The organism is Enterobacter sp. C4G1 (assembly GCF_052886895.1).
Genome location: NZ_JBQVVV010000002.1, coordinates 477,851 through 501,051, shown reverse-complemented (window position 1 = coordinate 501,051; position 23,201 = coordinate 477,851). Strand labels below are relative to the sequence as shown.

Annotated in this window: 26 protein-coding genes; 11 read left to right on the top strand and 15 right to left on the bottom strand. The window is 51.6% G+C overall.

Annotated elements, in window-relative coordinates; genetic code table 11:
- Positions 1 to 58 precede the first annotated feature (58 nt).
- Together ACT9TW_RS16300 and ACT9TW_RS16295 are read right to left on the bottom strand one after the other, a co-directional pair.
- Positions 59 to 1,267 carry an arabinose transporter gene (locus ACT9TW_RS16300; protein ID WP_446493034.1) on the bottom strand — a complete coding sequence of 403 codons (1,209 nt, stop codon included), beginning with the start codon at positions 1,265 to 1,267 and terminating at the stop codon, positions 59 to 61.
- Between the two features lie 198 nt (positions 1,268 to 1,465).
- Positions 1,466 to 2,203 (bottom strand): SDR family oxidoreductase, encoded by a 738-nt coding sequence (locus ACT9TW_RS16295; protein ID WP_446493033.1) that lies wholly within the window; start codon positions 2,201 to 2,203, stop codon positions 1,466 to 1,468.
- 243 nt (positions 2,204 to 2,446) lie between these two features.
- On the opposite strand from ACT9TW_RS16295, the gene ACT9TW_RS16290 reads away from it, so the two are divergent.
- Complete coding sequence (locus tag ACT9TW_RS16290) at positions 2,447 to 3,343, top strand: LysR family transcriptional regulator (RefSeq protein WP_182060965.1); 897 nt, start codon at positions 2,447 to 2,449, stop codon at positions 3,341 to 3,343.
- Between the two features lie 122 nt (positions 3,344 to 3,465).
- Here ACT9TW_RS16290 and ACT9TW_RS16285 read toward each other — a convergent pair whose 3' ends face one another.
- From ACT9TW_RS16285 to ACT9TW_RS16275, 3 genes are all read right to left on the bottom strand, one after another.
- Positions 3,466 to 4,845 (bottom strand): MFS transporter, encoded by a 1,380-nt coding sequence (locus ACT9TW_RS16285; RefSeq protein WP_446493032.1) that lies wholly within the window; start codon positions 4,843 to 4,845, stop codon positions 3,466 to 3,468.
- A gap of 202 nt (positions 4,846 to 5,047) precedes the next feature.
- Positions 5,048 to 5,989 (bottom strand): AraC family transcriptional regulator, encoded by a 942-nt coding sequence (locus tag ACT9TW_RS16280; RefSeq protein ID WP_446493847.1) that lies wholly within the window; start codon positions 5,987 to 5,989, stop codon positions 5,048 to 5,050.
- A gap of 101 nt (positions 5,990 to 6,090) precedes the next feature.
- The gene (locus ACT9TW_RS16275) at positions 6,091 to 6,582 is read right to left on the bottom strand and encodes a hypothetical protein (RefSeq protein ID WP_182060962.1); all 492 of its coding nucleotides are present in this window, start codon (positions 6,580 to 6,582) and stop codon (positions 6,091 to 6,093) included.
- A 323-nt stretch (positions 6,583 to 6,905) separates the two neighbouring features.
- Between ACT9TW_RS16275 and ACT9TW_RS16270 the strand changes: the two genes are divergently transcribed.
- Entirely contained in the window at positions 6,906 to 8,636 is a 1,731-nt protein-coding gene (locus tag ACT9TW_RS16270; RefSeq protein WP_446493031.1) for a SulP family inorganic anion transporter, read from the top strand.
- A gap of 25 nt (positions 8,637 to 8,661) precedes the next feature.
- Positions 8,662 to 8,880 carry a DUF7661 family protein gene (locus ACT9TW_RS16265; RefSeq protein WP_446493030.1) on the top strand — a complete coding sequence of 73 codons (219 nt, stop codon included), beginning with the start codon at positions 8,662 to 8,664 and terminating at the stop codon, positions 8,878 to 8,880.
- Between the two features lie 231 nt (positions 8,881 to 9,111).
- Here the strand turns inward: ACT9TW_RS16265 and ACT9TW_RS16260 are convergent, their stop codons facing one another.
- From ACT9TW_RS16260 to ACT9TW_RS16240, 5 genes are read right to left on the bottom strand one after another with little or no spacing between them, the layout of a single operon-like run.
- A complete protein-coding gene (locus ACT9TW_RS16260) occupies positions 9,112 to 10,317 on the bottom strand; it encodes an MFS transporter (RefSeq protein WP_446493029.1) in 1,206 nt (401 codons plus the stop codon).
- Positions 10,318 to 10,321: 4 nt separating this feature from the next.
- Complete coding sequence (locus ACT9TW_RS16255; RefSeq protein WP_446493028.1) at positions 10,322 to 11,350, bottom strand: zinc-binding dehydrogenase; 1,029 nt, start codon at positions 11,348 to 11,350, stop codon at positions 10,322 to 10,324.
- Positions 11,351 to 11,377: 27 nt separating this feature from the next.
- Complete coding sequence (locus ACT9TW_RS16250) at positions 11,378 to 11,896, bottom strand: carboxymuconolactone decarboxylase family protein (protein WP_446493027.1); 519 nt, start codon at positions 11,894 to 11,896, stop codon at positions 11,378 to 11,380.
- A gap of 37 nt (positions 11,897 to 11,933) precedes the next feature.
- On the bottom strand, positions 11,934 to 12,416 hold the full coding sequence (locus ACT9TW_RS16245; protein ID WP_446493026.1) for an OsmC family protein: 483 nt from the start codon (positions 12,414 to 12,416) through the stop codon (positions 11,934 to 11,936).
- Positions 12,417 to 12,461: 45 nt separating this feature from the next.
- Positions 12,462 to 13,238 (bottom strand): SDR family NAD(P)-dependent oxidoreductase, encoded by a 777-nt coding sequence (locus tag ACT9TW_RS16240; RefSeq protein WP_446493025.1) that lies wholly within the window; start codon positions 13,236 to 13,238, stop codon positions 12,462 to 12,464.
- Between the two features lie 176 nt (positions 13,239 to 13,414).
- Between ACT9TW_RS16240 and ACT9TW_RS16235 the strand changes: the two genes are divergently transcribed.
- The 5 genes from ACT9TW_RS16235 to ACT9TW_RS16215 all read left to right on the top strand — a co-directional run bounded on the left by ACT9TW_RS16235 (position 13,415) and on the right by ACT9TW_RS16215 (position 17,023).
- Positions 13,415 to 14,329 (top strand): LysR substrate-binding domain-containing protein, encoded by a 915-nt coding sequence (locus tag ACT9TW_RS16235; RefSeq protein ID WP_446493024.1) that lies wholly within the window; start codon positions 13,415 to 13,417, stop codon positions 14,327 to 14,329.
- Positions 14,330 to 14,545: 216 nt separating this feature from the next.
- Entirely contained in the window at positions 14,546 to 14,827 is a 282-nt protein-coding gene (locus tag ACT9TW_RS16230) for a hypothetical protein (RefSeq protein ID WP_446493023.1), read from the top strand.
- 36 nt (positions 14,828 to 14,863) lie between these two features.
- Positions 14,864 to 15,208, top strand: a complete 345-nt coding sequence (locus ACT9TW_RS16225) for a carboxymuconolactone decarboxylase family protein (protein WP_446493022.1) — start codon at positions 14,864 to 14,866, stop codon at positions 15,206 to 15,208.
- A 34-nt stretch (positions 15,209 to 15,242) separates the two neighbouring features.
- Positions 15,243 to 15,932: a cupin domain-containing protein gene (locus tag ACT9TW_RS16220; RefSeq protein ID WP_446493021.1), complete on the top strand. Its 690-nt coding sequence runs from the start codon at positions 15,243 to 15,245 to the stop codon at positions 15,930 to 15,932.
- Positions 15,929 to 17,023, top strand: a complete 1,095-nt coding sequence (locus ACT9TW_RS16215; protein WP_446493020.1) for a flavin monoamine oxidase family protein — start codon at positions 15,929 to 15,931, stop codon at positions 17,021 to 17,023. The genes ACT9TW_RS16220 and ACT9TW_RS16215 overlap by 4 nt, the downstream gene beginning before the upstream one ends.
- Positions 17,024 to 17,200: 177 nt before the next feature.
- Here ACT9TW_RS16215 and ACT9TW_RS16210 read toward each other — a convergent pair whose 3' ends face one another.
- Positions 17,201 to 18,091 (bottom strand): LysR substrate-binding domain-containing protein, encoded by an 891-nt coding sequence (locus tag ACT9TW_RS16210; RefSeq protein ID WP_446493019.1) that lies wholly within the window; start codon positions 18,089 to 18,091, stop codon positions 17,201 to 17,203.
- Positions 18,092 to 18,256: 165 nt separating this feature from the next.
- Between ACT9TW_RS16210 and ACT9TW_RS16205 the strand changes: the two genes are divergently transcribed.
- The 3 genes from ACT9TW_RS16205 (at position 18,257) to ACT9TW_RS16195 (ending at position 20,259) form a co-directional block, all read left to right on the top strand.
- A complete protein-coding gene (locus ACT9TW_RS16205; RefSeq protein ID WP_182060955.1) occupies positions 18,257 to 18,778 on the top strand; it encodes a sugar ABC transporter in 522 nt (173 codons plus the stop codon).
- 50 nt (positions 18,779 to 18,828) lie between these two features.
- On the top strand, positions 18,829 to 19,668 hold the full coding sequence (locus ACT9TW_RS16200) for an MBL fold metallo-hydrolase (protein ID WP_446493846.1): 840 nt from the start codon (positions 18,829 to 18,831) through the stop codon (positions 19,666 to 19,668).
- Between the two features lie 126 nt (positions 19,669 to 19,794).
- Positions 19,795 to 20,259: an Lrp/AsnC family transcriptional regulator gene (locus ACT9TW_RS16195; RefSeq protein ID WP_446493845.1), complete on the top strand. Its 465-nt coding sequence runs from the start codon at positions 19,795 to 19,797 to the stop codon at positions 20,257 to 20,259.
- 31 nt (positions 20,260 to 20,290) lie between these two features.
- Here the strand turns inward: ACT9TW_RS16195 and ACT9TW_RS16190 are convergent, their stop codons facing one another.
- From ACT9TW_RS16190 to ACT9TW_RS16175, 4 genes are all read right to left on the bottom strand, one after another.
- On the bottom strand, positions 20,291 to 20,500 hold the full coding sequence (locus tag ACT9TW_RS16190; protein ID WP_446493018.1) for a hypothetical protein: 210 nt from the start codon (positions 20,498 to 20,500) through the stop codon (positions 20,291 to 20,293).
- Positions 20,501 to 20,607: 107 nt separating this feature from the next.
- Positions 20,608 to 21,927 (bottom strand): branched-chain amino acid transport system II carrier protein, encoded by a 1,320-nt coding sequence (gene brnQ, locus ACT9TW_RS16185; RefSeq protein WP_446493017.1) that lies wholly within the window; start codon positions 21,925 to 21,927, stop codon positions 20,608 to 20,610.
- 37 nt (positions 21,928 to 21,964) lie between these two features.
- Positions 21,965 to 22,258, bottom strand: a complete 294-nt coding sequence (locus tag ACT9TW_RS16180; RefSeq protein ID WP_446493016.1) for an AzlD family protein — start codon at positions 22,256 to 22,258, stop codon at positions 21,965 to 21,967.
- A complete protein-coding gene (locus ACT9TW_RS16175; RefSeq protein WP_446493015.1) occupies positions 22,255 to 22,989 on the bottom strand; it encodes an AzlC family ABC transporter permease in 735 nt (244 codons plus the stop codon). The genes ACT9TW_RS16180 and ACT9TW_RS16175 overlap by 4 nt, the downstream gene beginning before the upstream one ends.
- Positions 22,990 to 23,201 lie beyond the last annotated feature (212 nt).

Below are 23,201 nucleotides of genomic sequence, written 5' to 3'. Positions count from 1 at the left end.
TAGGACGAACGAAGTGAAACATCCATACAATGAAACACCTCAGGACAGCAGAGCCCTTTCAGGCTGGATTTTCTTTGACTTGTTTTGCGCGTTTTAACAGCAGTAATGCCACCACGGCAGTGGAGAGTACAACCAGCGCACCGGCCAGAAATATGGCGTTGAGTCCCAGATGCCCACCGACCCAGCCAAGTGCAGGACTGCCGATTGCCATCGCCACATCAAGAAATGCTGTGTAGATCCCCATCACCGTGCCCCGGTTCTGTGGTGTCGAACCACTGATGGCTTCGATACCCAGTCCCGGATACACCAGCGAGTAGCCAAAGCCAGCGAAGGCGGCGCCAAGGGTTGCTATCAGGGATGTTCCCGCAAGCCAGATAAGGAAAAGCCCTGCGGCCTGGACGAGGACAAATATCAGCGCAACACGCGCGCCGCCAAAGCGATCAGGCAGGTGGCCCGCAGCGGTTCGGGCAACAATCAGCGCTACACCAAAGGCGGTAAATGCCAACCAGACGGGTTGCCAGTTCATCGAGCTGTAATAAAGCGAGCTAAAGGCCAGGATGGTACAGTAGCCTGTACTCGCAAGCGCAGCACCCAGGCCTGGTAACCAGACTGCGCGCATCACAGAGCCAACAGAAGTCTGTATAGCATGTGGATGAGGAGCCACAGCGGGCATACGAGCGAGATACATGAGCACCATCAGCGGAAGCAGCAAGGTCAGTAACGCAACCGCCTCAAAGCCGAATGCATCGTATAACAGCGTGCCCACTGGCCCACCAAGCGCCATAGCGGCAAACATCGCGGTGCCCACCCAGGCAATGACCTTACCCGCATGCTCTTTATGAACCAGGGCCAGCCCCCATGCCACTGCACCGGTAATGATGAAACTTTCTGCACCGCCAAGGATCGCACGCCCAGCCAAAAGTACGCTCACTGACAGTGACGGAATACTCACCAACCAGAGAGAAGCCTGGTATAACAACCCTGACACAGCAGCGGCGATGAGTCCTGCGACCACGCCCTTTTTAGCACCGCGCTTGTCTGAATAGCTCCCGGACCATACTCGGGAAATAAGCGATGCAGCAAACTGCGCCCCGGCAACCAGACCCACAATAAAAGTCCCGAAACCCAGACCATTTTTGACATGTAATGGCAGGACGGGTAGTGCAACGCCGATAATAATAAAGCCGACCAGAACGGCGGTCATTACGGGTATTAACGTAGCGACAACTGAAGTGCCGGAAATATGGTGTGATTGTTTTACAGGCATATAACTCAGCCCCTTCCCTTTTCATGTATAGAATGTCGTATATCTGTTTTATTTTTCAGGCACGAAGTGGCCTGCAGAAAATTCCATTTAGAATTTCCTGTTTGTCTTCAGGGATAAATTAGTGCGTTTCTTTCTTAATCCTGGAGAGTAAAAATCATCCGGAAAAACAGGCGCGGAGATTACGCGCCTGATACGCTTTTAATAAACCTGTAGCGTTGGCCGGAAAAGTATTTCGTTAACGTCCACGTCGTCAGGCTGGCTGATAGCAAATGCTACTATTCGCGCAAAGGCATCCGCCGGAATTGCATTCTCATAGGTCTTAGACATACCTTTTGCAACATCTTCGTCGGTGATGGTTTTGATCAGTTCGGTGTCTACCGCCCCAGGAGAGACGATAGTCGTGCGGATATTCCAGGGTTTCACTTCCTGACGCAGTCCTTCTGAAATAGCCCGGACAGCCCATTTAGTGCCTGCGTATACGGCCCCACCGGGACCCACCTTATGCCCGGCGACGGATGACACGTTGATAAACTGCCCGGACTTCTGTGCTTTCATATACGGCAGCGCGGCGGCAATACCGTAAAGCACTCCCTTAATGTTCACGTCAATCATCCGGTCCCATTCATCTACTTTCAGTTTGTCGAGCATGGAGCTCGGCATTAAACCCGCGTTACTGATGATGACATCAATGCGACCATGCAATTCTACCGCCCGGTCAACAAGGGCCTGAACCTGAGCGCGATCCGTCACGTCGGTACCCAGTATGGCTCTGCGATCCAGCCCCAGTTCCGCGGCAATATGTTCCAGCCTTTCCATACGACGGGCTCCCAGAACCACTTTCGCGCCCAGCTTTGACAGATGTCGGGCTGTTTCTGCGCCCAAACCGCTGCTGGCACCGGTGATGACGATGATTTTGTTTTCGATACCCTGAGACATATTGTCCTCCTGTAGGGCGTTGTTAATTCGACTCGCGCTGTTCAAACACCGCGTTGAAAACCGGTGCGGCAATGATTGACTTCATCTTCACCTTGCTGGTTGACTTCGACAAATGGCGTAGCGGCTTACATAAAGCCCTCAGACCGGGTGGGTGGTTATTTAGTGAACGAAGAAAGTATATCTGAGGACGCATTAAGTGATTAGATGGTAAAATGAGATTGAAATTATAAGGAAAACCTTTAAATGGCCGATGATAATCTGAATGCCCTCGCCGCATTTATGGTGGTGGCTAAGGAACAGAATTTCACGCGAGCAGCAAAACGTCTGGGAGTCTCACAGTCAGCACTCAGTCAGACCGTTCGCGTTCTGGAAGCCCAGCTCGGGCTCCGGTTGCTTAACCGAACCACCAGAAGAGTCGTCCCGACTGAAGCCGGGGAACGTTTACTCTCTTCAGTCGGACCTCAGATAGAGGATATTCAGCGTCAGTTAATGGTGCTGAGTGAATTACGTGATAAGCCAGCTGGTACAATACGCCTTACAGCAACGGAATATGCAGCAGAGTCAATACTCTGGCCAGCAGTAGCGCGTCTCGTTAAAAAATACCCCGATATTAAGGTCGAAATTCTTACAGATTATGGGCTAACTGACATCGTAAGAGATCGTTTTGATGCCGGTGTACGTCCCGGCGAAACTATCGCCAAAGACATGATTGCCATTCGTATTGCGCCAGATATGCGGATGACAGTGGCAGGATCACCTGATTATTTCAGTAACAGGCATGTGCCCATTACTCCGCAGGAATTGACAGATCACAATTGTATAAACCTGCGCCTTTCAGGACATGGAGGGCTCTATGCGTGGGAATTTGAAAAAGACGGACGAGAACTAAATGTGCGAGTTGATGGTCAATTGGTTTTCAATACGGGAAGCATGATACTGAAAGCGGCACTTGAAGGTCGAGGACTAGCCTATCTACCAGAAGGGCAGCTTGAACCTTATATCGCATCCGGAAATCTTATTCGCGTACTTGAAGATTGGTGTGAACCATACTCTGGATACCATCTTTATTATCCAAGCCATCGTCAACCCACCCCGGCATTTAGCCTGTTGGTTGACGAACTACGCGCTTCAACGCGCTAAACCAATAGAGTTAATCTTTCCTGACAAATGGATGTCAGCTTCTTGCACAGGGCTGCTGTTGCAGCCCTGACTCACTCATACCTCAGATAAAGAAACAGGGTTATATTTCTGGCGGATGAACTTTAATCATGGGAATAAAGCTCATGCAACTTAAGAGAGGGTAGTTTTTTAAAGCTGATCATTACCCAGACGAGTGTAATTGAGGCAGCAGTAAAAGCGACTTGTTGTAAACCCCGTGTCATATCATCTCCGCCTGCTCCCAGAACAAGGCCAAAAACTGCAACTCCGGTTACTCCCCCCATTTGTCTGGCACAGTTAAAGAAGGCGGATGCAGATCCAGCAGAACGCTGTGTTGCCTGCGAAAGCACCATGTTGGTCATGATGGGCATAGCAAATGACGTCCCGCTTCCCAGCAGTATCATGGGTAGGAATAACTGATAAGCGGTCCATTCAGGTGTGATAAAGAAAATTATCACAAACCCAAACATGCTGATCAGGCTACCCAGGATGGATAGTGTCCGAACAGAGCACCATGACGAGAACCATCTTGAACAAAAATTAACGAGGGCAGTTAAAGCCATCATCGGCATGAAGGCAATACCCGTTTCAAGGGCCGATAAGTGTAATCTGTTCTGGAAGAAAATACTGAAGATAAAAACAGCACCATAGAACACCAGGTTACAGAGGAGTCCAACAAGTACAGCGCTGATAATAAGTGGATTTTGTCTGACCTCTCTTGCAATAACGGGATTGGCTGAAAGGCTATCAACACGACAGAAAGTTGCCATCATTATTACAGCAAGCGTCAGGGTCGTGAGGATCACCGGACTTGTCCAGCCATATTCCCCGGCCTCGGTAAGCGTAAAGGTCATCATCGCCAGTCCCAGTATAATGAACGCCTGACTCAGCAAATTCATTTCAGTTCTGGATGGGCTGCTGGCTGGAGCAAGGCGAAGGATCACAATAATACTCAAGAGTCCCAGCGGGAAATTGATAAAAAATATACTTTTCCAGCCAAAATACTTAATCAGCAAACCACCTGCTACGGGGCCTGCAACAAGCGCGAGTGAACCCGCCGCAGCCCACATTGCAATAGCAGAAGCGCGTTCATGCGAGTTGGAGAAATACTGGCGAAGGAGCGTAAGTGAGCTGGGCAGTAAAAGAGCAGCCCCAACACCCTGTAAGCCCCTGTTAAAGTCAAGCCAGTAAATGGTCGGTGCCAGAGCACAGCATACTGAGGCAACGATAAAAATGGTCACACCGCAGATAAATGTGTTTTTTGAACCGAAACGGTCAACAATGCTACCGGAACTGAGCATCAATGCGGCAAAAACAAGTGCATACGCATTAATGACCCATTCCAGATCGGAAACCGTAGAATTGTAGGCGTCCTTAAGTGAATGCAATCCGACGTTTACAATGCTTACGTCAAGCTGGACAAGAACGATCCCAAGGCAGGATGCAGCAGTAAACCAGCGTTTACTGGTCCGTGATTCAGTCATTTATATTTCCCGTTTTTATTCAGATTTTCCCGCCATATGACGGAACAATTTCAGCCTGACGGCCGCGCCCTAAGTTAGGCTGACGCACACGTTGATGTGCCCGGAAAATAATATTTGAAAGAAGAGAGACGTTTAATAATCAAAAGTCCAGATTACTTTCGTAATAGTATCAGTCTATGACGATTTTAAAGTTAAAGAGGCTTTAGTTCGTGTATGGTCGAAGTGGGTATACCGGTCCTTCCCGGTATTGAGCCCGATGTGCTGTGGGTGACATCCCATAAACACGCTTGAATACGGTACTGAAGGTGCTTTCATTTGCATAACCAAGCCTGAAAGCCAGATGCTTGACCGGCTCACTGCTGAGTCTGAGTGCCCTGCTGGCAATGTGCATACGCCAGTGAGTGAGGTAACTCAGCGGCGTGGTTCCAGTCAATTCGTTAAACCGCCGCGCGAATCCTGCCCGTGACATACCCGCAACGTTGGCCAGGTCTGCCAGTTGCCAGTTCCTTTCGGGGGTTGTATGGACAGCGCCGAGGGCTTTAAGGATACGTGGATCTCTCAATGCGCCCATCCAGCCACTCAGTCCTGATTCTTCAGAACAGATCCAGCCACGAATACCTTCAATCATAATGAGTTGCATCAGATGGTTGCCCGCAAGTGAAGCGCCCGGGAGCAGGGATAGATTTTCCTCGTGAAGCCGGGCCATTAACCAGTACAACGTTGAGGATGATCCCGTGCCTGTTTTAATGGGAATCACCAAAGGCAGTAAACCAAGTAGCAAACCAGCAGGCATCGGATCTATCTCCATTTTTCCGGCAAGCAGTATGCTGTCGTCACCACCGTAATCCGCAATACCGTCACGACGCTGATAGGGGACGCTCTCCGAAGGTACAGCAGACAGGTTTGGATCTGTTGCCATTATGAATGGGGTTGAACGGGTCAGAATTAAGCCGTCACCGGGGTTCATTAGATGCCAGTCCTGCTCAGCTTCAAGCCGAAACCATAAAGTCCCTTTACGAAGAGAGATATATTTCATACCGGAGAATCCCGGATAACGCATGGCCCAACACGAACCAGCGGACTGCCCGCTCGTAATGTAACTGCTCGCCGATAGCAACTGTAGAACATCAGATAAAGGGTCCATTGAGATTCTCGAATAAGAAATCATGAATAATCTTTCTTAAAATACCATTTCCCAGAGACCAAAACCTTGCAAGTTAACTGAAAGACCCACACTGTGTGAAATCATTGTCTGGAAGATGCAATAGAAGGTACAGGTTCACCAATATAAGTGTGTGTGCAACAGCGGCAAGCTACCACAACGTCCTTTCCGCTAATTGACGGGTTTACCTGTTGCAGGATTCCATTCTCATCAACAAACAGACCCGGATAAAAGCTACTTTCGCCAATGCAGACTAAGTCTCTTCGCTGATGCTCATGCAGCGCGACCAACCAAAATACAGGTTCTGTGGTATCAAGGCGTCCACATACTTCGCTAAATATGTCATCCCAGGGCTTACCAATCTGTTTGATCAGAAAATAAAACAAGGGTGTGTAGTCCCGTCCACGCTTCTGCCCGCTATGCATCGTCTCGCGCTTCGCCAGTAGTTCATCACCGACCTTTTTACGATTGCGTTCCCAGCGATACTCCGCACCTGGATTATTAGAATGGTGCCGCGTCGTCGTGTTAACACTGCGATACAGTTTATGGGACTTGCTCAGTTGATGGGTACGCATAGCGCGATCTCCTGCATCCTTTCTTTTGTGGGTCAGTCACCCTGCCGGAACCTGATTCAATAATTTGTGACTGTACAAATAGCGGTCATTATTAAAGGCGGTTTCATTCTGCTGAAATACCTCCCCACTGACAACTACCAAAAAGTCCACTCCGGCTAAGCGGCAGTTTTTGAACTATGTTTAACACCAGTCAGAATAATACGTGTTGCAGTGTCATTATGGCCGGAGCAGCGACTGCCTCATTCCGGAAGCATTTGAAAGCCAGAACCTCACTCAGAAGTGTGCCAACATTGCGTGAGTAAGATCCATATCCGGAGAATAACGTGTTCGGTAAATTTTTATTAAACTACATGCCAGGTTTACAGAATTTATTAGCCTACGATAAAAGCTGGCTAAAACATGATGTTAAAGCCGGGTTATCTGTTGCGGCTGTCGCACTACCGGTTGCTATTGCTTACGCTGAGTTGGCGGGTGTTGGCGCTATCGTAGGACTGTATTCCTGTGTTTTACCGATGATAGCTTATGCACTGTTTGGTTCTTCACGTCAGCTGATTGTTGGTCCTGATGCAACTACCTGCGCGGTGATTGCGGCCGTGGTGTTTCCCCTTTCAGCAGGCAATCCAGAATTGCACTGGCAACTGACGATCATCATGACATTGATGATGGGCGGCTGGTGCCTGCTTGCCAGTAAATTTCGCCTGGGCGCACTTGCCGATCTGCTTTCTCATCCTATTCTTACTGGTTTGCTTAATGGCGTAGCTGTGACGATTATTGTTGGGCAATTAGGTAAGGTTCTGGGGATCACGCTTGATGAGGCGCAGGTTATTGAGAAAATAATTGCCTTGCCAGGCCGAATTGCAGACAGCCATTTATTAACTTTAGGGCTATCACTTTTAACGTTAGCTATTTTATTGGTTATCAAAACGTATCGCAGCCACTGGCCCGCACCGTTGATTGCCATTGCGATAACAACGGCACTGGTATGGGGAACATCTGCGCAAAATTATGGTATTGCCACTATTGGAGGGGAAGGTTTCCAGCCTGGTTTACCCGTCGTTAACTGGGCGGCGTTTCAGCCAGGTCCGATGCGTGATTTAGTGATCCCGGCGCTGAACCTGGCGTTGGTCAGTTTTGTCAGTCTGATGCTGACCGCCCGCAGCTTTGCCGCGAAAAATGGCTATGACATTAATGCTGATGCTGAGTTCAGAGCTCTGGGTATTGCGAATATCATGTCTGGATTATCTCAGGGGTTTGCTATCAGTGGAGCCGATTCCCGAACCGCAGTGAATGATTCAACTGGAGGGAAAAGTCAGCTGGTTTCTGTGGTCGCAGCCCTACTCATCGGTATCGTGGTCGTATTTTTCACTCAGCCATTACAGTTTATTCCGGTTTCTGCATTAGGTATCGTTCTAATGTATGCATCGTGGTCATTGATTGATTTACGTGGGCTATGGAACCTGAGGCGAAGAAATAAACAGGCATTTCGCCTGGCCTTCTTCACGTTTGGCTGTGTTTTAATTATCGGCGTTATCCAGGGGATCGGCCTTGCGGTGTTGCTGGGTCTGTTACAGTTCCTGCGTACAGTCTTTCGTCCCTCTGAGCACTTACTGGGAACTGACGAAAATGGAATGATTCACTCATTAGGTAATTCAACTGATATTAAAATGGTCCCGGGCGTGCTGATGTATCGATTTAACTCCCCGTTGACCTATTTTAATGTGGCTTATTTTAAACGTCGGGTTTTGAACTTAGTTGATGGTGCCGCATTGCAACCTAAATGGGTGGTTATTGATGCCGTTGCCTGCTTCACCTATTCAGATATCAGTGTCCTGGCCACCATTAATGAGTTAAAGCGCGACCTGAAAGTTCGACAGATTACGTTAATCCTTGCGGGCCGGAAAACGGAATTAACACGCTGGTTTAAAGACAGTCGGCCAACAATGAATGATGATGACATGATTCTGGCGCCAGACCTCTATTTGGCACTCCGGTTCATTCAAAGTAAAGAGAGTGCGAGTGAGGGTGAATCAGACGGTGATGAACCATCCCAGTGACACAATTCCTGAAAGGGGGCCAATAGTGCTGATCTACAACGTTTTTGGACGACATATAGGGGGCAAGCGTGAAGATGGTCGCTGGCTGGTATTTCGCGCGGACCTGACGGAACGAAAATTCTCCCGGCTTTACGACATTGCTATTCCGGACAATATGGCGGAAGACGAGATACCGGGCTGGCTGGGCGATATCTTCCATGAAGCAGCAACAGAGCGTCATCCTGATGTGAAACGTATAGAATAGGGATCGGTCAGATAGCGACTCCTCGCTACAATTAGATTTACCACTAGTCCATCAATTCCCTCTCATGGCACATGGCAGAAAAGCTCGTGACGCTGAAGGTCCGCTGTGAGCGAAGTGCGGACGTTTATAAGATCGTGAAACAAGTAAGCCCAAAATCATGCTCGTTGATTTTGGGCTTTATATACTTTTCACATCAACATAATCCGCTTCCAGGCAGCAGATAAAACTGCGTCAGAAACTTAATTTATCCTGCTTTTTTACCCGCAACTCGTTAACAATACCTAAAAAGGCTAGCCCGACGGGAACAAGTGATCCCCACAGGACGGCGTTCCAACCGTAGAGACTGAGCAGAGCACCTGAAGAAAATGACCCTACAATCATCACCCCAAACACAACAAAATCGTTGAGGGACTGGACCTGGGTTTTCTCTTCGGGACGGTGATACTCAATGATCTTCGCCGACGCGCCGGTGAAGCCAAAATTCCAGCCGAGGCCCAGCAAAATCAGCGACAGCCAGTAGTGAAAAATATCGGTTCCACCGAGTCCGGCCAGGACAGAGCATGCTGTGATAAGCAGGCCCGCAGCGGCGATACGCATGGCACCAAAGCGGTTAATTAATTTGCCGGTAAAAAAACCCGGACCGTACATGGCAATAACATGCCACTGGATACCGAGATTGGACGCCTGCTGAGAAATGCCGTGCATGTGCATCGAGAGTGGTGCTGCCGTCATCAGGAAGTTCATCACCATATAGGTTACCGCACCGCTGAATACGGTCCTGGCAAACCCCGGCTGACGGACTATTTCGCTCAGAGGTCGTCCACCTGTTCCTACCGTGCTGGCAGAATCTATCGTTTTCACGCCTTTAAGAATGAACGCTGATATAACGGCCACGAGCGCCTGGGCGATGAACGTGACGGCGAAGGTATGAGGCGGCCAGAGGTGCATCGTTCCTGAAACCAGCATGGGGCCAATAACACCGGCAATCACTCCGCCCCCCATCACCAGGGACAGTGCCCGGGCCCGACGTTCGGGCGTGACGCCGTCCGTTGCCGCAAAACGAAAGCTGAGCGCGACCGCCGCATAGGCACCGCCCATAAATGCAGCAATGCAGAACAGCAGGAATGAGCCGATGAAGACGGCCAGAGCAGCTGTCAGACCGGTGATCACGCCCGCCCCGGTGCCGACCATAAAGGCGGCTTTACGGCCTTCTTTTCGCGCCAGTGAACCTAACGGCAGGATACAGGCTGCCATCCCCAGAACAAACATGGTGATGGGAAGTGTGGCCAGCGAACTGCTGGGAGCCAGTGCGTTACCCACAATTGCACCTGTGGCATAAAAGACGACGGAGTTAGCACCGGCGAGTGCCTGTGCGGCCGACAGGCGGATGATATTATTTTTCTGGTCTGCAACAGGCAGGAAATGTTCTGCGGACATGTGATTAATTATCCTGATTCATGGTGAGCACTATCCGGTATCGCGCCAGACCCTGCTTCAGTCTGCTGAGCGCCTCATTTGCCCTTTCAAATGACAGCAGCTCTGTAACGGGCAACGTCTGAAAGAGGTGGCTGAACTGCAGCGCGAGCTCGGTTTGTGCAGGTGTGCTGACGAAGGATCCTGTCAGGGTGCGTTCAGCGCCGATCATCATACCTGGCGTGACCTGCAGCGGCGTTTGTCCGGTACCCAGCAGGATCGTTTTTCCCCGGGGGGCCAGGGCGGACAGAAGGGCTGATACCGTTTCTGAAGCCGGTGCCGTTGCCACAATAAAATCCACACCGCCGTCCTTTTTCAGCCGTTCTGATGCGTTTTCCTCAAGTGTATCGATGTAGCGATGCGCACCCAGTTCAATGGCCGATCGTTCTTTTTCGCTACCCCGTGCCACCACCGTAACATCAAACCCCATTTTACGTGCGTACTGAACGGCCATATGGCCAAGGCCACCCATTCCGAGAACCGCCACTCTGTCGCCCGCCCTGGCGCCAGAATTACGCAGCGCGTTGAAGGTTGCCGTACCGGCGCAAAGGATCGGGGCAGCATGCACGGAAGAGAGTGCGGAGGGGATGGCTATCAGCGCGGTGTGCCGCATGATGACATACTCTGCGTAGCCGCCATCACAGCTGAGTCCTGGCGTAAGCTGGTTTTCACAAAGATGAAAAAGCCCGCTGCGGCAGGGTTTGCAGTGCTGACAGTACCCCCCCAGACGCCCGACGCCTACCCGCTGACCGGTTTGCCAGATTTCAGGTACCCTGTTCCCCTTCCGGGCAATAAACCCGACAATTTCATGTCCCAGTATACGGCCGGGCTGGCCCGCATGCGGCGCTTTTTCCGCGTCCCGGAGATCGGCACCGCATACGCCGCATGCTTCAATTCTGATGAGCACCTCGTCCGGGCCGGGAGCGGGTACCGGCCGCTCTGTCATTTCCAGCACCCCAGGAGCAACGATCTGCATAGCGCGATATTTTTTATTCATAAATTGCACCGGAAAAATTAGGAGTTGTCAGATTGCAAGGGCGACGAGAAAACGGGATACCATGTTATAGGCGGCGACAGTGGCAACGGCTTCCACGGTCTCTTTTTCACCTAACAGGCTTTTCAGCGCCCCGATGACGTTCTCCTCAACCACGACGTTCCGGGTGGATTGGTCCGTAAGATGTATCAGCAACGTTTCGGTGTCATTAAAGACGTGTGGCGCGGAGGATAACCGCAGGGCTTCTGCTTTTTCAGCTGTTCCGCCTGCATCCAGATAGGCAGGGTAGTGCACGTTCCATTCAAATTCTGCTTTATTCAGCCAGGCAACGCGCAGCATGATCAGTTCCCGGTATTCAAGGCTGAGCGAAAATTTCTGACGTACCCGTACCATCAGTTCGTTCCAGCCCGTGGCCAGGGGGGCACTCTTCAGTAATACCCGGTCAATACCTATCAGTTTTCCACCGGGCCGACGGGCCTTTATCGCGTTGAGAAGATCGGCGTCAACTGGCTCTCCATCCTGCCAGGGGGTTACTCTCGGTGTGGTCATATCAATTTTTCCTGTTGAGCAGAACAATCCAGCCGCGTCAGCGGAGTATTAAGTCACCTTCGATCAGCATATTCTGGGCCAGTAACCACCGGTTCAGGGAAGAGTTAATAACCCGCTGATGGATCCCGTCAAACTGATGCACAGTGCCGTCGCCGCTTACGTGGATGACATACTGAAGCCTTCCGGAAACATCCTCAGTAGGTCTGTCGCCTTTTGCTGTTATACCCTTCGGAAGGTGCCCGTCAGTGTGTATCTCAAGATGTGTAAGGGCGAGACCTTCAGCCCTGGCTTCCTGAATAAAGGCGGCCATCATGCAGGCATTAAACGCAGCGAGCATCAGCTCCTGGGGATCGGGAGCCCGCCCTTCGCCACCCAGCGAAACCGGTTCATCGGAATCGATAACATGGCTTTGCAGGACAGGCGGAGCGTTGTCTGCCGAAAAGGACTGGCAGAGCGTCCGGCTGGCCATGCCCCCCTGCCAGGTGGTGACAAGATCATAATGCGCGGTCTGGATTTGCATAATTACTCCAGTGCCGCACGCGGGTAAGCGCGTGCGGCATGGTCATCAGGCGTTACGGCCAGCCATCACGCCGCCATCGATATCCCAGATAGCGCCAGTGACCCAGCCAGTCTTGTCAGAAAGCAGGAAAGCAACGGTTTCCGCGATATCGACCGTGGTACCCACGCGACCGATCGGGTGGAAGCTGTCAAAGCTGCTCATCACGTCCTTCACGTCGTCTTTCGGAATGAAGCCTTCGTAAATCGGCGTGTGAACAACGGCCGGAGACACCGCATTCACGCGGATCCCTTTTTCACCCAGCTCAATGGCCAGGTTTTTGGTCAGCGCGTGCAGACCCGCTTTTGCCATTGAGTAAGCTGAAGACGGAGTGGCACCGATGGCCTGCTGTGCCCACATGGAACCGATATTAACGATGGAGCCTTTAATGCCGGCTTCGACCATATTGCGCACCACGTCACGGGTAATAAAGAACGTCGCGCGGTTAATGCTCATGTACATGTCATAGTCTGACGCTTCATGTTCGGTGAACGGTTTCGGGAAAAACACGCCAGCCGCATTGACCAGCAGGCTGATATCTTTGTGTTCCGCGTTAATGGTATCCGCCACGTGCTGCATACCTTCTTCTTTCATCAGGTCGGCAACGATAATGGAAACCTGACCATTTGCGGCCAGCACCTGGCGGGCCTGCTCGGCTTTGTCCTGACGATTGCCAACCAGCACAACGCTGCCACCGTTTTTCAGAACCAGCTTCGCTGTTTCGAAGCCCATACCGCTTGTACCGCCGACCACTAACAGTTTTTTACCGGCAAAAGATGCGTTCATCGCTAACCTCTTTAAATTCATATGGCTGTTATTGATGAAAAGCCGCGCTCCTCATCGTGTGAAATCAGAATGCCACCCGGGCCCCTGATTGACGACTGAGAAGAAATTGCGACCCAGGAAAGAAAATCTTTCTCGCTGGCGTATACTGAGGAAAATAATGAATCAGGATGACCACAATGCGATCGCTAAACCGACTTAAATGGCTGCATGCTTTTGAAGCCACCGCCAGGCATGGCAGCTTTACCGGCGCGGCACATGAGCTGGGCGTTACGCCCGCCGCCGTAGGCCAGCTAGTACGTTCGCTGGAAGACTGGGTCGGACACCCGCTTCTTCACCGCACCCGCTCAGGAAAAGAGCGGCTGACGCTGGTTGACGAAGCGCAGGAGGCGCTACAGGACATCACGCAGGGGCTCGACAAACTGGAAACCGGATTAAACAAGCTTCGTGGTCGCCGGTCACGCTCGGTGGTGGTGGTGACGGCATCGCAGGTACTGATGATGAACTGGCTGATGGATCGCCTGAACCGGTTTTCGGAAACGCACGAAAATATCGATCTGCGGCTTAACGTCACGGAAAAGCTAATGGACGTGTCGCATGGCGAGGCGGATATCGGTATTCGCTGCGGCCAGGGCGACTGGCCAGGCGTGAATAAAACCTGGTTGATGGATGAGGAAGCGGTGCTGATCTGCAGTCCGCACATGGTGCCGCCCAGGAAAATGGCCTGCCGTGACTGGCTCGCCACGCAAAAACTCATTCACGATGACACTCCCCATCCCGGGGCGGATTTTCCGTCATGGAATGATGTACTGATGGCAGTCGGTGCACCCGACGCGCTGGAAAGCGGGCTGCATATCAACTCCACCTCGGCCGTGATCCTGTCGGCCCTGAGCGGCAGAGGCGTGGCTATTGTCCGGTATGCTCTGGTGAAAAAGCTTATCGAAACCGGGCAGCTGGTCCAGCTGCATCCCGACCATCGGTGGCCGCTCAAGTGGTCCTATTATCTGGTCACCCCGCAGCAAAAAGTCATGCGTGATGAAGTAAAAGTTTTCCACGACTGGCTTCTTCAGGATGTCGTCTCGGACCGTTCATAAACTGCCCCCTCAGGTATTACGCTGCCCCGACAATCACGCGGGGCGCGTGACACTTATTCCCCGACAAACCACGACATAGAATTTCTTCTCTGCCTCGCAAGATTATCTGATTTGTTGAAGCTGTCTGGCTTGCTGATAATCGCCCTCAACGAAAGGTAATACAGACCGGGTTTTTCACCGGGCGTGTTACCTCAACCCTGAGCGAAGGAGAGAACGATGGCTTATCTGCAAATCACCCTGGATATCAGTAATGAAAACCGTGCGGCAGCCGCGGGGGTATATCAGAAGTACAAAACCCCGTTTCTGACCACCATCGAGGGTGCCACCTCTAAAGAGCTGCTTGTCCGTGAAGAGGACGTCCAGGTGCTGCACGGCTTTACGACTGTGGCGCAGGCGCAGGCATACCTTAGCAGTCCGCTGTTCACGCAGGATGTTGTTGCAGGATTAAAACCGTATTTAAACAGCGCGCCTGACGTACGTATTTTCGACGTCATGTAATGACTTTTCTGAGACAAAAAATAACCGGAGTTTGGAATGTTCTTAAACTGGAATGAATATCGCAGTGGCCTGCTCGCCACCATCGGCAAATTTGCCAAACTGCAGCCAGAGTTTATGAAAGGCTTTCAGCAGATGGATAAAGGCGCGTCAGAAAACAAGCACCTCGATCCCAAAACCCATGAACTGATTGCACTGGCCGTGGCCGTAACCACCCGCTGTGACGGTTGCCTGGCCGTACACGTGGACGCTGCAGTTAAGCTCGGTGCCACGCGTGAAGAGATCGCCGAAGCGCTGGCCGTTGCCATTAACCTGAATACCGGCGCAGCGCTGACGTATACCGCGCGAGCTCTGGATGTGTACGATAATCTGCCGAGCAAATAGGCCTGCAGACGGCCCCCTGTGGGCCGTCTAATCAATGACTATGATGTTACTGAATTCTGATTTTTCGCAGTGTTCGATCGTTACCCCGGATGATTATCAGTGGGTACCTTCTCCACAGCCCGGCGTTGAGCGCGTGATGCTTGACCGGATTGGTCACGAGCAGGCCCGTGCAACCAGCCTTGTCAGGTATGCGCCCGGATCCAAATTTCCCGTACACAGCCATCCCGGCGGAGAGGAGATTCTGGTACTCGAGGGAACTTTTACCGAAAACGGTGTCGATTACCCTGCCGGCTGGTACCTGCGCAGCCCGGACGGTTCTTCTCACCAACCCTCAAGCCGCGACGGCACAACCATTTTCGTCAAGCTGCGCCAGATGTCTGCCGATGAACGCCAGCCGGTCAGGATAAATACCCAGGAGGCAGTTAACTGGCACGGTCAGCCACAAAGACAAATCTGCCTCTTATTCTCCGGTACTTCAGAAATCGTTCTGCTTCAGAAGCTTTCTCCGGGCGAGCGGATCTTCTGTGGGCCGCTTGTTGGCGGAGCAGAGCTCCTTCTTCTGAAAGGGCAACTCGGGGCACCGGAAGGTTGCTATGAAGCAGGAAGCTGGCTGCGGTTTCCACCAGGTGATATGCCTGCTCTTATGGCCACCGCCACTGGCGCACTTTTTTATCTGAAAACAGGACATCTCAGTTCGATAACCCTGACCGGAGCGAAATTATGAAGCAGAGCGCTGTTATCATTGGTGCAGGCATAAGCGGCCTTTATGCCGCCACGCTGCTTGAAAAAGCGGGTGTTGATTATGTGATCCTTGAGGCACGTGACAGAACGGGCGGACGCGTGCTGTCAGGTCTGGAACTGGCGGGCACATCCGATGGCATTCATGTAGATATGGGGGCAGCGTGGTTCTGGCCTGATATTCAACCGGACTTCGCGCAACTGATCGAGCGGCTTAATCTTCCGGTAATAGCACATGGCCGTCCGGGAGACATGCTCTACGAACGCCAGCTGAATTCGCCCCCCGAACGATACCCGGCATGGGAGAGCTCCCCGGTGTCTTTCAGGCTGAAGGGAGGAATGCAGGTGCTGAGGGCGGCACTTAAAAGTCAGATCCCGGATGAGAAGATTAAAACCGGACATCAGGTGGTGGCTGTTTCCCGGGCTGGCAAGGAAGTGCAGGTCCATACCCGATCCAATGGCAGTAAAAAAGCAGTGTTTCCCGGTAAGCATGTCTTCCTCGCTTTGCCTCCTGCCCTGGCAGCTAAAATAGATTTCAGACCGGCGATGCCGGAACAGGTGCTGTCAAACTGGCGGAAAATCCCGACATGGATGGCCCCCCATGCGAAATATGTCGCTGTATATAAAACAGACTTATTGCATGCACGACAACTTTCCGGGAATGCAGGAAGCCGCGTGGGGCCAATGGTTGAGATCCACGATGTATCCGAGCCAGATTCGGGTAAAACGGCAATTTTTGGTTTTATTGGCGTACCGGCAAAATCGAGAGGGACTGTCAGCGAAACTGTTCTCAAAAGCCTTTGCCGGGAGCAGCTCGTACGCTTATTTGGGCAGGATGCGGCAGAGCCCGAAGCTGAGTATATAAAAGACTGGGCGGCCGATCCGTATACTGCGACGAAATTTGATCTCCTGCAGGAAGTCGGGCACGCAATGCCTGAGCAACTTCCCGCCAGGGGAGAGTGGTCCGGTGAGATAACAGGTATCGCCAGTGAATGGTCGCCGCAGTTCTCGGGCTATCTGGCAGGCGCTATTGACGCTGCATCATCGGGCGTTCAACGCTGGCTACAACAGAATTAACCTCGGGAAAATAGTTTTTACTCTTTCGAACCGGAGACGGGTTGTTTAAAATATAAGAATCCGGTTCAATTATACATCAGCTATTGGAAACAGCTGGCTTCTGAAAGGTCCACTCACGGCACGAAAGCAAACAAGTTAACCGCTCTGAAGACCCAGTCGTAACGCCATCATTCGGCATTACGAGGTGCGTGTAAGCGTGTCAAGCAACCAGCCTTCAAAGCTTTCCAGTGCGGCCTGATTCACTCCCGTTTCCGTCGGTTTGACTAAACAGAATCGTTTGTTCAGCCTGTCTGAAGCAGGCCAGGGTGAAACAAGCAGGCCGCAGTTCAATTCCTTCTCGACATACATGCGCGGCACCAAGGCTACGCCCTGTCCTGCCATCACGGCAGCGATGGCCATTTCATGGAGATCGTACCGCACCCCCTGAGCCGGATTATCGAGGAGTATTCCACTTTCCCGGGCATAGTGATGCCATGCATCGGGATTCTGTCGACGGTGGATGCGCGGCAGTTTGTTTAACTGTTGATTGACGTCATTACGGGCCAACAGTGCCGGATGGCAAACAGGCACCAGATTTTCCTGAAACAGAAATTGCGTACGCATTCCTGCCCATGCGGAATGTTCAAAATGAATGACCGCGTCAAAACCACTTCCCGGCAAGATAAAAGGATCCGTTCTGGCAGCGAGATTTAACGTGATATCCGGGAATAAAGAGGTAAAACCGTTAAGACGGGGAATAAGCCAGCGGCTGGAAAAAGTCGGCAGCACAGCGATATCCAGACTCTTACTGCCTTCAGGCATTCCCATTACGTACTGCGTATCTCTTTCGAGCCTGTCGAGCGTTTCACGCACGTGATGTGCATAGCGCGTGCCGACAGGGTTAAGCTTTACCCGGCTTCCCACACGATCGAACAATTTACAGTTCAGCAATGCTTCAAGTCGCGCAATCTGACGGCTAATGGCCCCTTCCGTTAACGATAACTCCTCAGCGGCGCGGGCAAAATTACCGTGCCTTGCGGCGGCCTCAAACGCCTGAAGCGACGCACTACTGGGTATTTTTCTGCGCATTCAACCTGTTCCTGTCTCTGTGCCTGTAGCTCGCACGCATTGACTTAATGTCACTAATTCATGACTTATTATCGATTTTACGGTGTAAAACTAGCTTGTAGCATGATGAAAAATCATTGAGCAACTGTATTTGCTTGCGCCTGCGACTTATGTGGAGATGAACTGATGTGGTACACCGTGGAATGTTCGTATAACGATGCTGGAAGCGAGGCAGAATGGAATGCCTTTTACAACCAGCAAAAATTACCCGCATTGCTATCCGTTACCGGGTTCGCGACATCGCAACGTTTTCGTGCAGTTACATCCGGCTGCCCTGTTTACCTTGCCATTCATACTGTTAAAAATGCAGAAACACTCAACAGTGATGATTACGCTTTAAAAGGAGGCGGTAATTTCGCGCGTTGGCAGGCCTGCATTACGGACTGGCATCGTAACCTGTATGAAGCTGATAGCCTTGCTCCAGCCATATCGTCTGATGAAATTCTGTTATTGAGTTCAACGCAAATAGACTTTTTGGAAACAGAAATGGGATATCGGGGGCTGGAAATGCGTGCTACAGGGCTGGATAAATCTCCTGAATATCGCGTTGCCTATGTTTTACCTGTTGAAATTAGAGCGTTATTTACGGATACACCCGGGGTGTACCTCTACGAGCCTCTTACTCCGCAGTTGCAGCGTGCTGAATAAGACACTGCCCTGGAAACACCTATTCACCCACAACTAATCCCGAGGTAATGATGAGCCACCCCCTTCCATTCCGGCAGATTGGCGATTTTCAGATAACGGCGCTGAGCGACGGCACGATGTCAGCCAGTCTGGAATTACTGTCAGGTATTGAAAACGCTGATGCGGACGCAATTCAAAAGAGTGCCGGAATCGCTGAGCCAGGCGATATCCATATCAACTGTTACCTTATCCGTGGTCGGGGTCGGGTCATTTTGGTCGACGCCGGCGCAGGGCCTCTGCACAATGCAGGGGGGCAACTCAACGTAAACCTTGCAGCCATTGGAGTCAGCCCTGACGACGTCGATACTGTTTTGTTGACGCACTGCCATCCGGACCATATTGGCGGTCTGCAGGATCCTGAAAAACAGCCGGTTTTTAAACACGCTGAAATAATGCTTCATCCTCTTGAAGCGCAACACTGGCAGGATGATGAAAAACTCAGCATGGCGAATGAACGCGCGCAACGTAATTTCAGGCTGGCCCGCCAGACGTTAAACGCTTATGCGCAGAAGCTGCGTTTTTTTAACGGGGATAAAATAGCAGGCGCTATTCTCCCGGTAGGGTTACCGGGGCATACGCCTGGGCATACAGGGTTTCAAATCGATGCGGATGACCAATGCTTATTAATATGGGGAGACATCGTCCATTATCCGCATATTCAGTCCGCGCACCCGGATGTTTCTATTTTATTCGACGCCGATCCCGCTCAGGCCGAGGAAACAAGGAAGAACATTATGGAACACGCTGTCAGCAAAAAAATGCTCATTGCAGGTATGCACTTAGGCCAGACAGGGTTTGCCAGTATTCTCAGGGCGGGTAATGGCTACCGCATGTTCTGGTCTGAGCAATAAATGGGGATGTCCGACTGTCTTGTTATTGAATAGCGCCGTTAAACGACAAAATTGTCCGCTTTAGAATCGTCATTCTTCAAAGAAGAAGCGCTATAATGCAGACCGTTTCTCAGCGGTTAAATGCAGGTGATAAAGTTGGATAAAATAGATCGGGCCATTCTTGCGGAATTACAGAAAGACGGCCGGCTCCCCAATAATCTTCTTGCTGAAAAAGTCGGCCTGTCTCCATCCCCATGTCTTCGACGTGTAAAAGCACTGGAAGATGCAGGGATCATCGATCATTACGTGGCAGTACTCAACCCGCAGGCTGTGGGAATGAAACTGACGGTTTTCGTTCGGGTCTGGCTGAACAGTCAGGATGCTGACACAACTGACCATTTTTCCCGGGAGGCCAGTCTATTGCCGGAGGTCATGGAGTGTCACCTGATGGTAGGAGACTGTGATTTTCTACTACGTGTTATGACAACTGACCTGGCGGCCTATCGTCAGTTTCAGACACAGCATCTGACGCGTATTAAGGGTGTGAAAAGCGTCAAGACCGAACTGCCGATGCAGACCATCAAGCAAACGACTGAAATTCCGCTGAGCTGAACCACCGGGCTCATTGGCCCGGTCTAGTCTGTTAATCTTTATAGCGCTCTATCCGGTAAACGCCTTCCAGGGCTGGCGTGCCGCATCTCAGATACAGGCCGTTCTGTTTTCTTTTGAGCTCAGGCTTCGTTAGCGGTAAACCACAGATCTCCCTCAAGGCCTGCGGCGTAAGCAGAGTGACATCATCGACATAGCGAACCTGAGCGAGCACGGCAGGATAGCTGACGCAAGTGCGCCACATCAGGTATTCCATTCCTGTAAACAGTACCAGTGCAGCAGCGGCCAAACACGGATAAAGCACCGCTCCGGGAACAGCGGTTCTTTGAATGTTCCTTGTTCGACTCATCTTCAGCTTTCCCTGCTCAAAACCGGGCGCGCCGCACCTATCAGCCTGTCAATCGCAGCGGCGACGAACATGACAGCCAGTACGGGCAGCAGCCATGCAAGCCCTTGATTGTGTAGTGGTAGCTGCCGGGTCAGCGTAAATGGCCATTGTGTCATCCCGGCGGCTTCCAGTGCATCAGCCACGCCGAAGAGAAAGGCAACAAACGCAGCTGGCACAACCACACGGGGTGCAGACCTGAATACTCCCCTCAAAAAATACGTCAGGATGAGCACCACAAATACGGGATAAACTGCCGTCAGCGCCGGAACTGAAATATTGATAAGCTGCGTAAGACCCAGATTGGAAACCAGCGTCGAAAAGGCGGCGAAAAACCAGGCATAGGCTCGATAACTGATACGGGTAATACTGCTGAAGTAGCCAGCGCAGGCACAGTTCAGGCCGATAGCTGTGACCAGACAGGCAATGGTAATCAGCACCCCAAGGAAAATATTGCCTCCGGTGCCATAGCTGAAATGCACATAGGCGCTAAGAACCTGAGCACCATTAGTGGCATTCTCAATCAGCCCGGTACTGCCGGTGCCGAGCCGGAACAGGCTCAGGTATACCAGGGCCAGGCCCGTACCAGCAATGAGACCGGATATAACAGCGTATCGAGTGATGAGTCGGGCAGACGTGATCCCGCGTGACTGAATGGCACCGACAATGACCAGTCCGAAAGCCAGCGCGGCCAGGGTATCCATGGTCAGGTAACCATTCGTCAGCCCTTGTGAGAAAGCCGAAGAAGCATAGGCTCCTGAAGGCTCCTGGGGTTGGCCGGCAGGCAGAAACATCGCTGTTACAGCAAGAATAATAAGAGCGACAATTTTAACAGGGGAAAGTAACTTGCCTACCGTATCCAGCAATCTGCCAGGGTTAAGTGAGATCAATAAAACGAGACCAAAATAGATCACGCTCCAGAGCGGCAACCAGCGCTCACTGCCTGTAAATGGCAGCAAGGCAAGCTCGTAAGAGACAGTGGCAGTTCGTGGCGTGGCAAACAGCGGACCAATACAGAGATAACAGATAACCGTTAGCAGGATGCCGCACAGACGCCCCACTGGCTTCGTAAGAATAGCCATAGACCCACCCGCTTTTGCCATGGCAATCGACGTAATGACTGGCAGCCCTACCCCCGTCAGAAGGAAACCGGCTGCGGCAAGCCAGACTGATGTGCCGGCCTGCAGGCCGATAAAAGGCGGAAAGATGATGTTCCCTGCCCCGACGAACAGGGCAAAGTTCATGAATCCCAGGATGAATATGTCTCTGATGCGAAATGTTGTCATTTTAATGTCTGTGTTGGGTTTGAATGTAGTCACCGGTTCATAGCAGGTGACGTAAAAAAGCAGTGGCTACCACACTGATAATGACCACTGGCAACAGCGAAAAACGCATAGCTGCCACCAGGGATATCGCGAGCGCCAGTAAGTCGGCCGGATGCGTGGTCACAAAATGCGGCGCAATGACGGTGATAAGGACGCACCCGGGGGCTGCATCCATGACGGCCCGGGTGCGTGGGCCCAGAGTTCGGTTTCGCAGTAGCAGATAGCCTGCTACTCGGGTCAAATAAGTGGTCAATGCCATCAGCAGAATGGTTACGGTAGTCAGCAGGCTCATGCTTTTCTCCTCGTCAGCAATATCGCCAGAATCCCGCTTACCGCACCTACAGGCACGTAGGCCGCCCCCGGAACAAAATGATACGCTGCGGCGGCACAGACCAAACTCACCAGCCACGGGAGTGCAACACGCAGGCCTTTCCACATTCCTTTTAGCAGCACAAAAAATACAGCAGGAAATGCCATATCAAAGCCCCAATGCGTCACGTCACCCAACGCTGGGCCGATAATCACGCCCGACGCAGTGGAACTTATCCATAGCAGCCACATAGCACTGACCATGCCGGCGTAGTAGCCCATACTGAAATACGGAGAAAGGCCCACTGCTCGCCGGCGTGCCGCGTCCGCCATGCTCATAGCCCAGCTTTCATCGCACATAAAAAACAAGGCTGGCATGACCTTACGTGCAGGAAGATGAGCGAGATAAGGAGCAAGGGATGCCCCCATGACCAGATGCCTGCTGTTAACGAGCAGGCTAACCAACACAATCGTCAGCACGTGCGGCGGAGAGGTCCAGAGAGCAAGGGCTGCAAACTCTGAACCACCACCGAAATTAAGGCCAGTCATTAGCGACAGGCTAACGACAGAAAATCCTTTTTGTGCCGCCTGCGCCCCTAACAGCAGGCCAAAAGGAAGCACGCCGACAAGGACCGGCACGCAAGCTGTAGCCCCGCGCACCATTTCTGAACGAAAAGAAGGATAATGAGTAAAATCAGAATACTGAGCAGACATGAGCGACCTCCGTAAAGGCCGAATATTGTATAAAACTTCTGTTGGCAGCAGGTTGCGATAATGCGTTATAAACACCGAATTAAGGTTGTGGATTTCAATAATAATTAGATTAGTGACATTAGATTTCTCAATGGCATTGCTGATTGTATTTAGAATGCGTGAGAGTGAAGCAGACCCAATTGAAATTAACTAATAAACGCCTCGATTTGCAA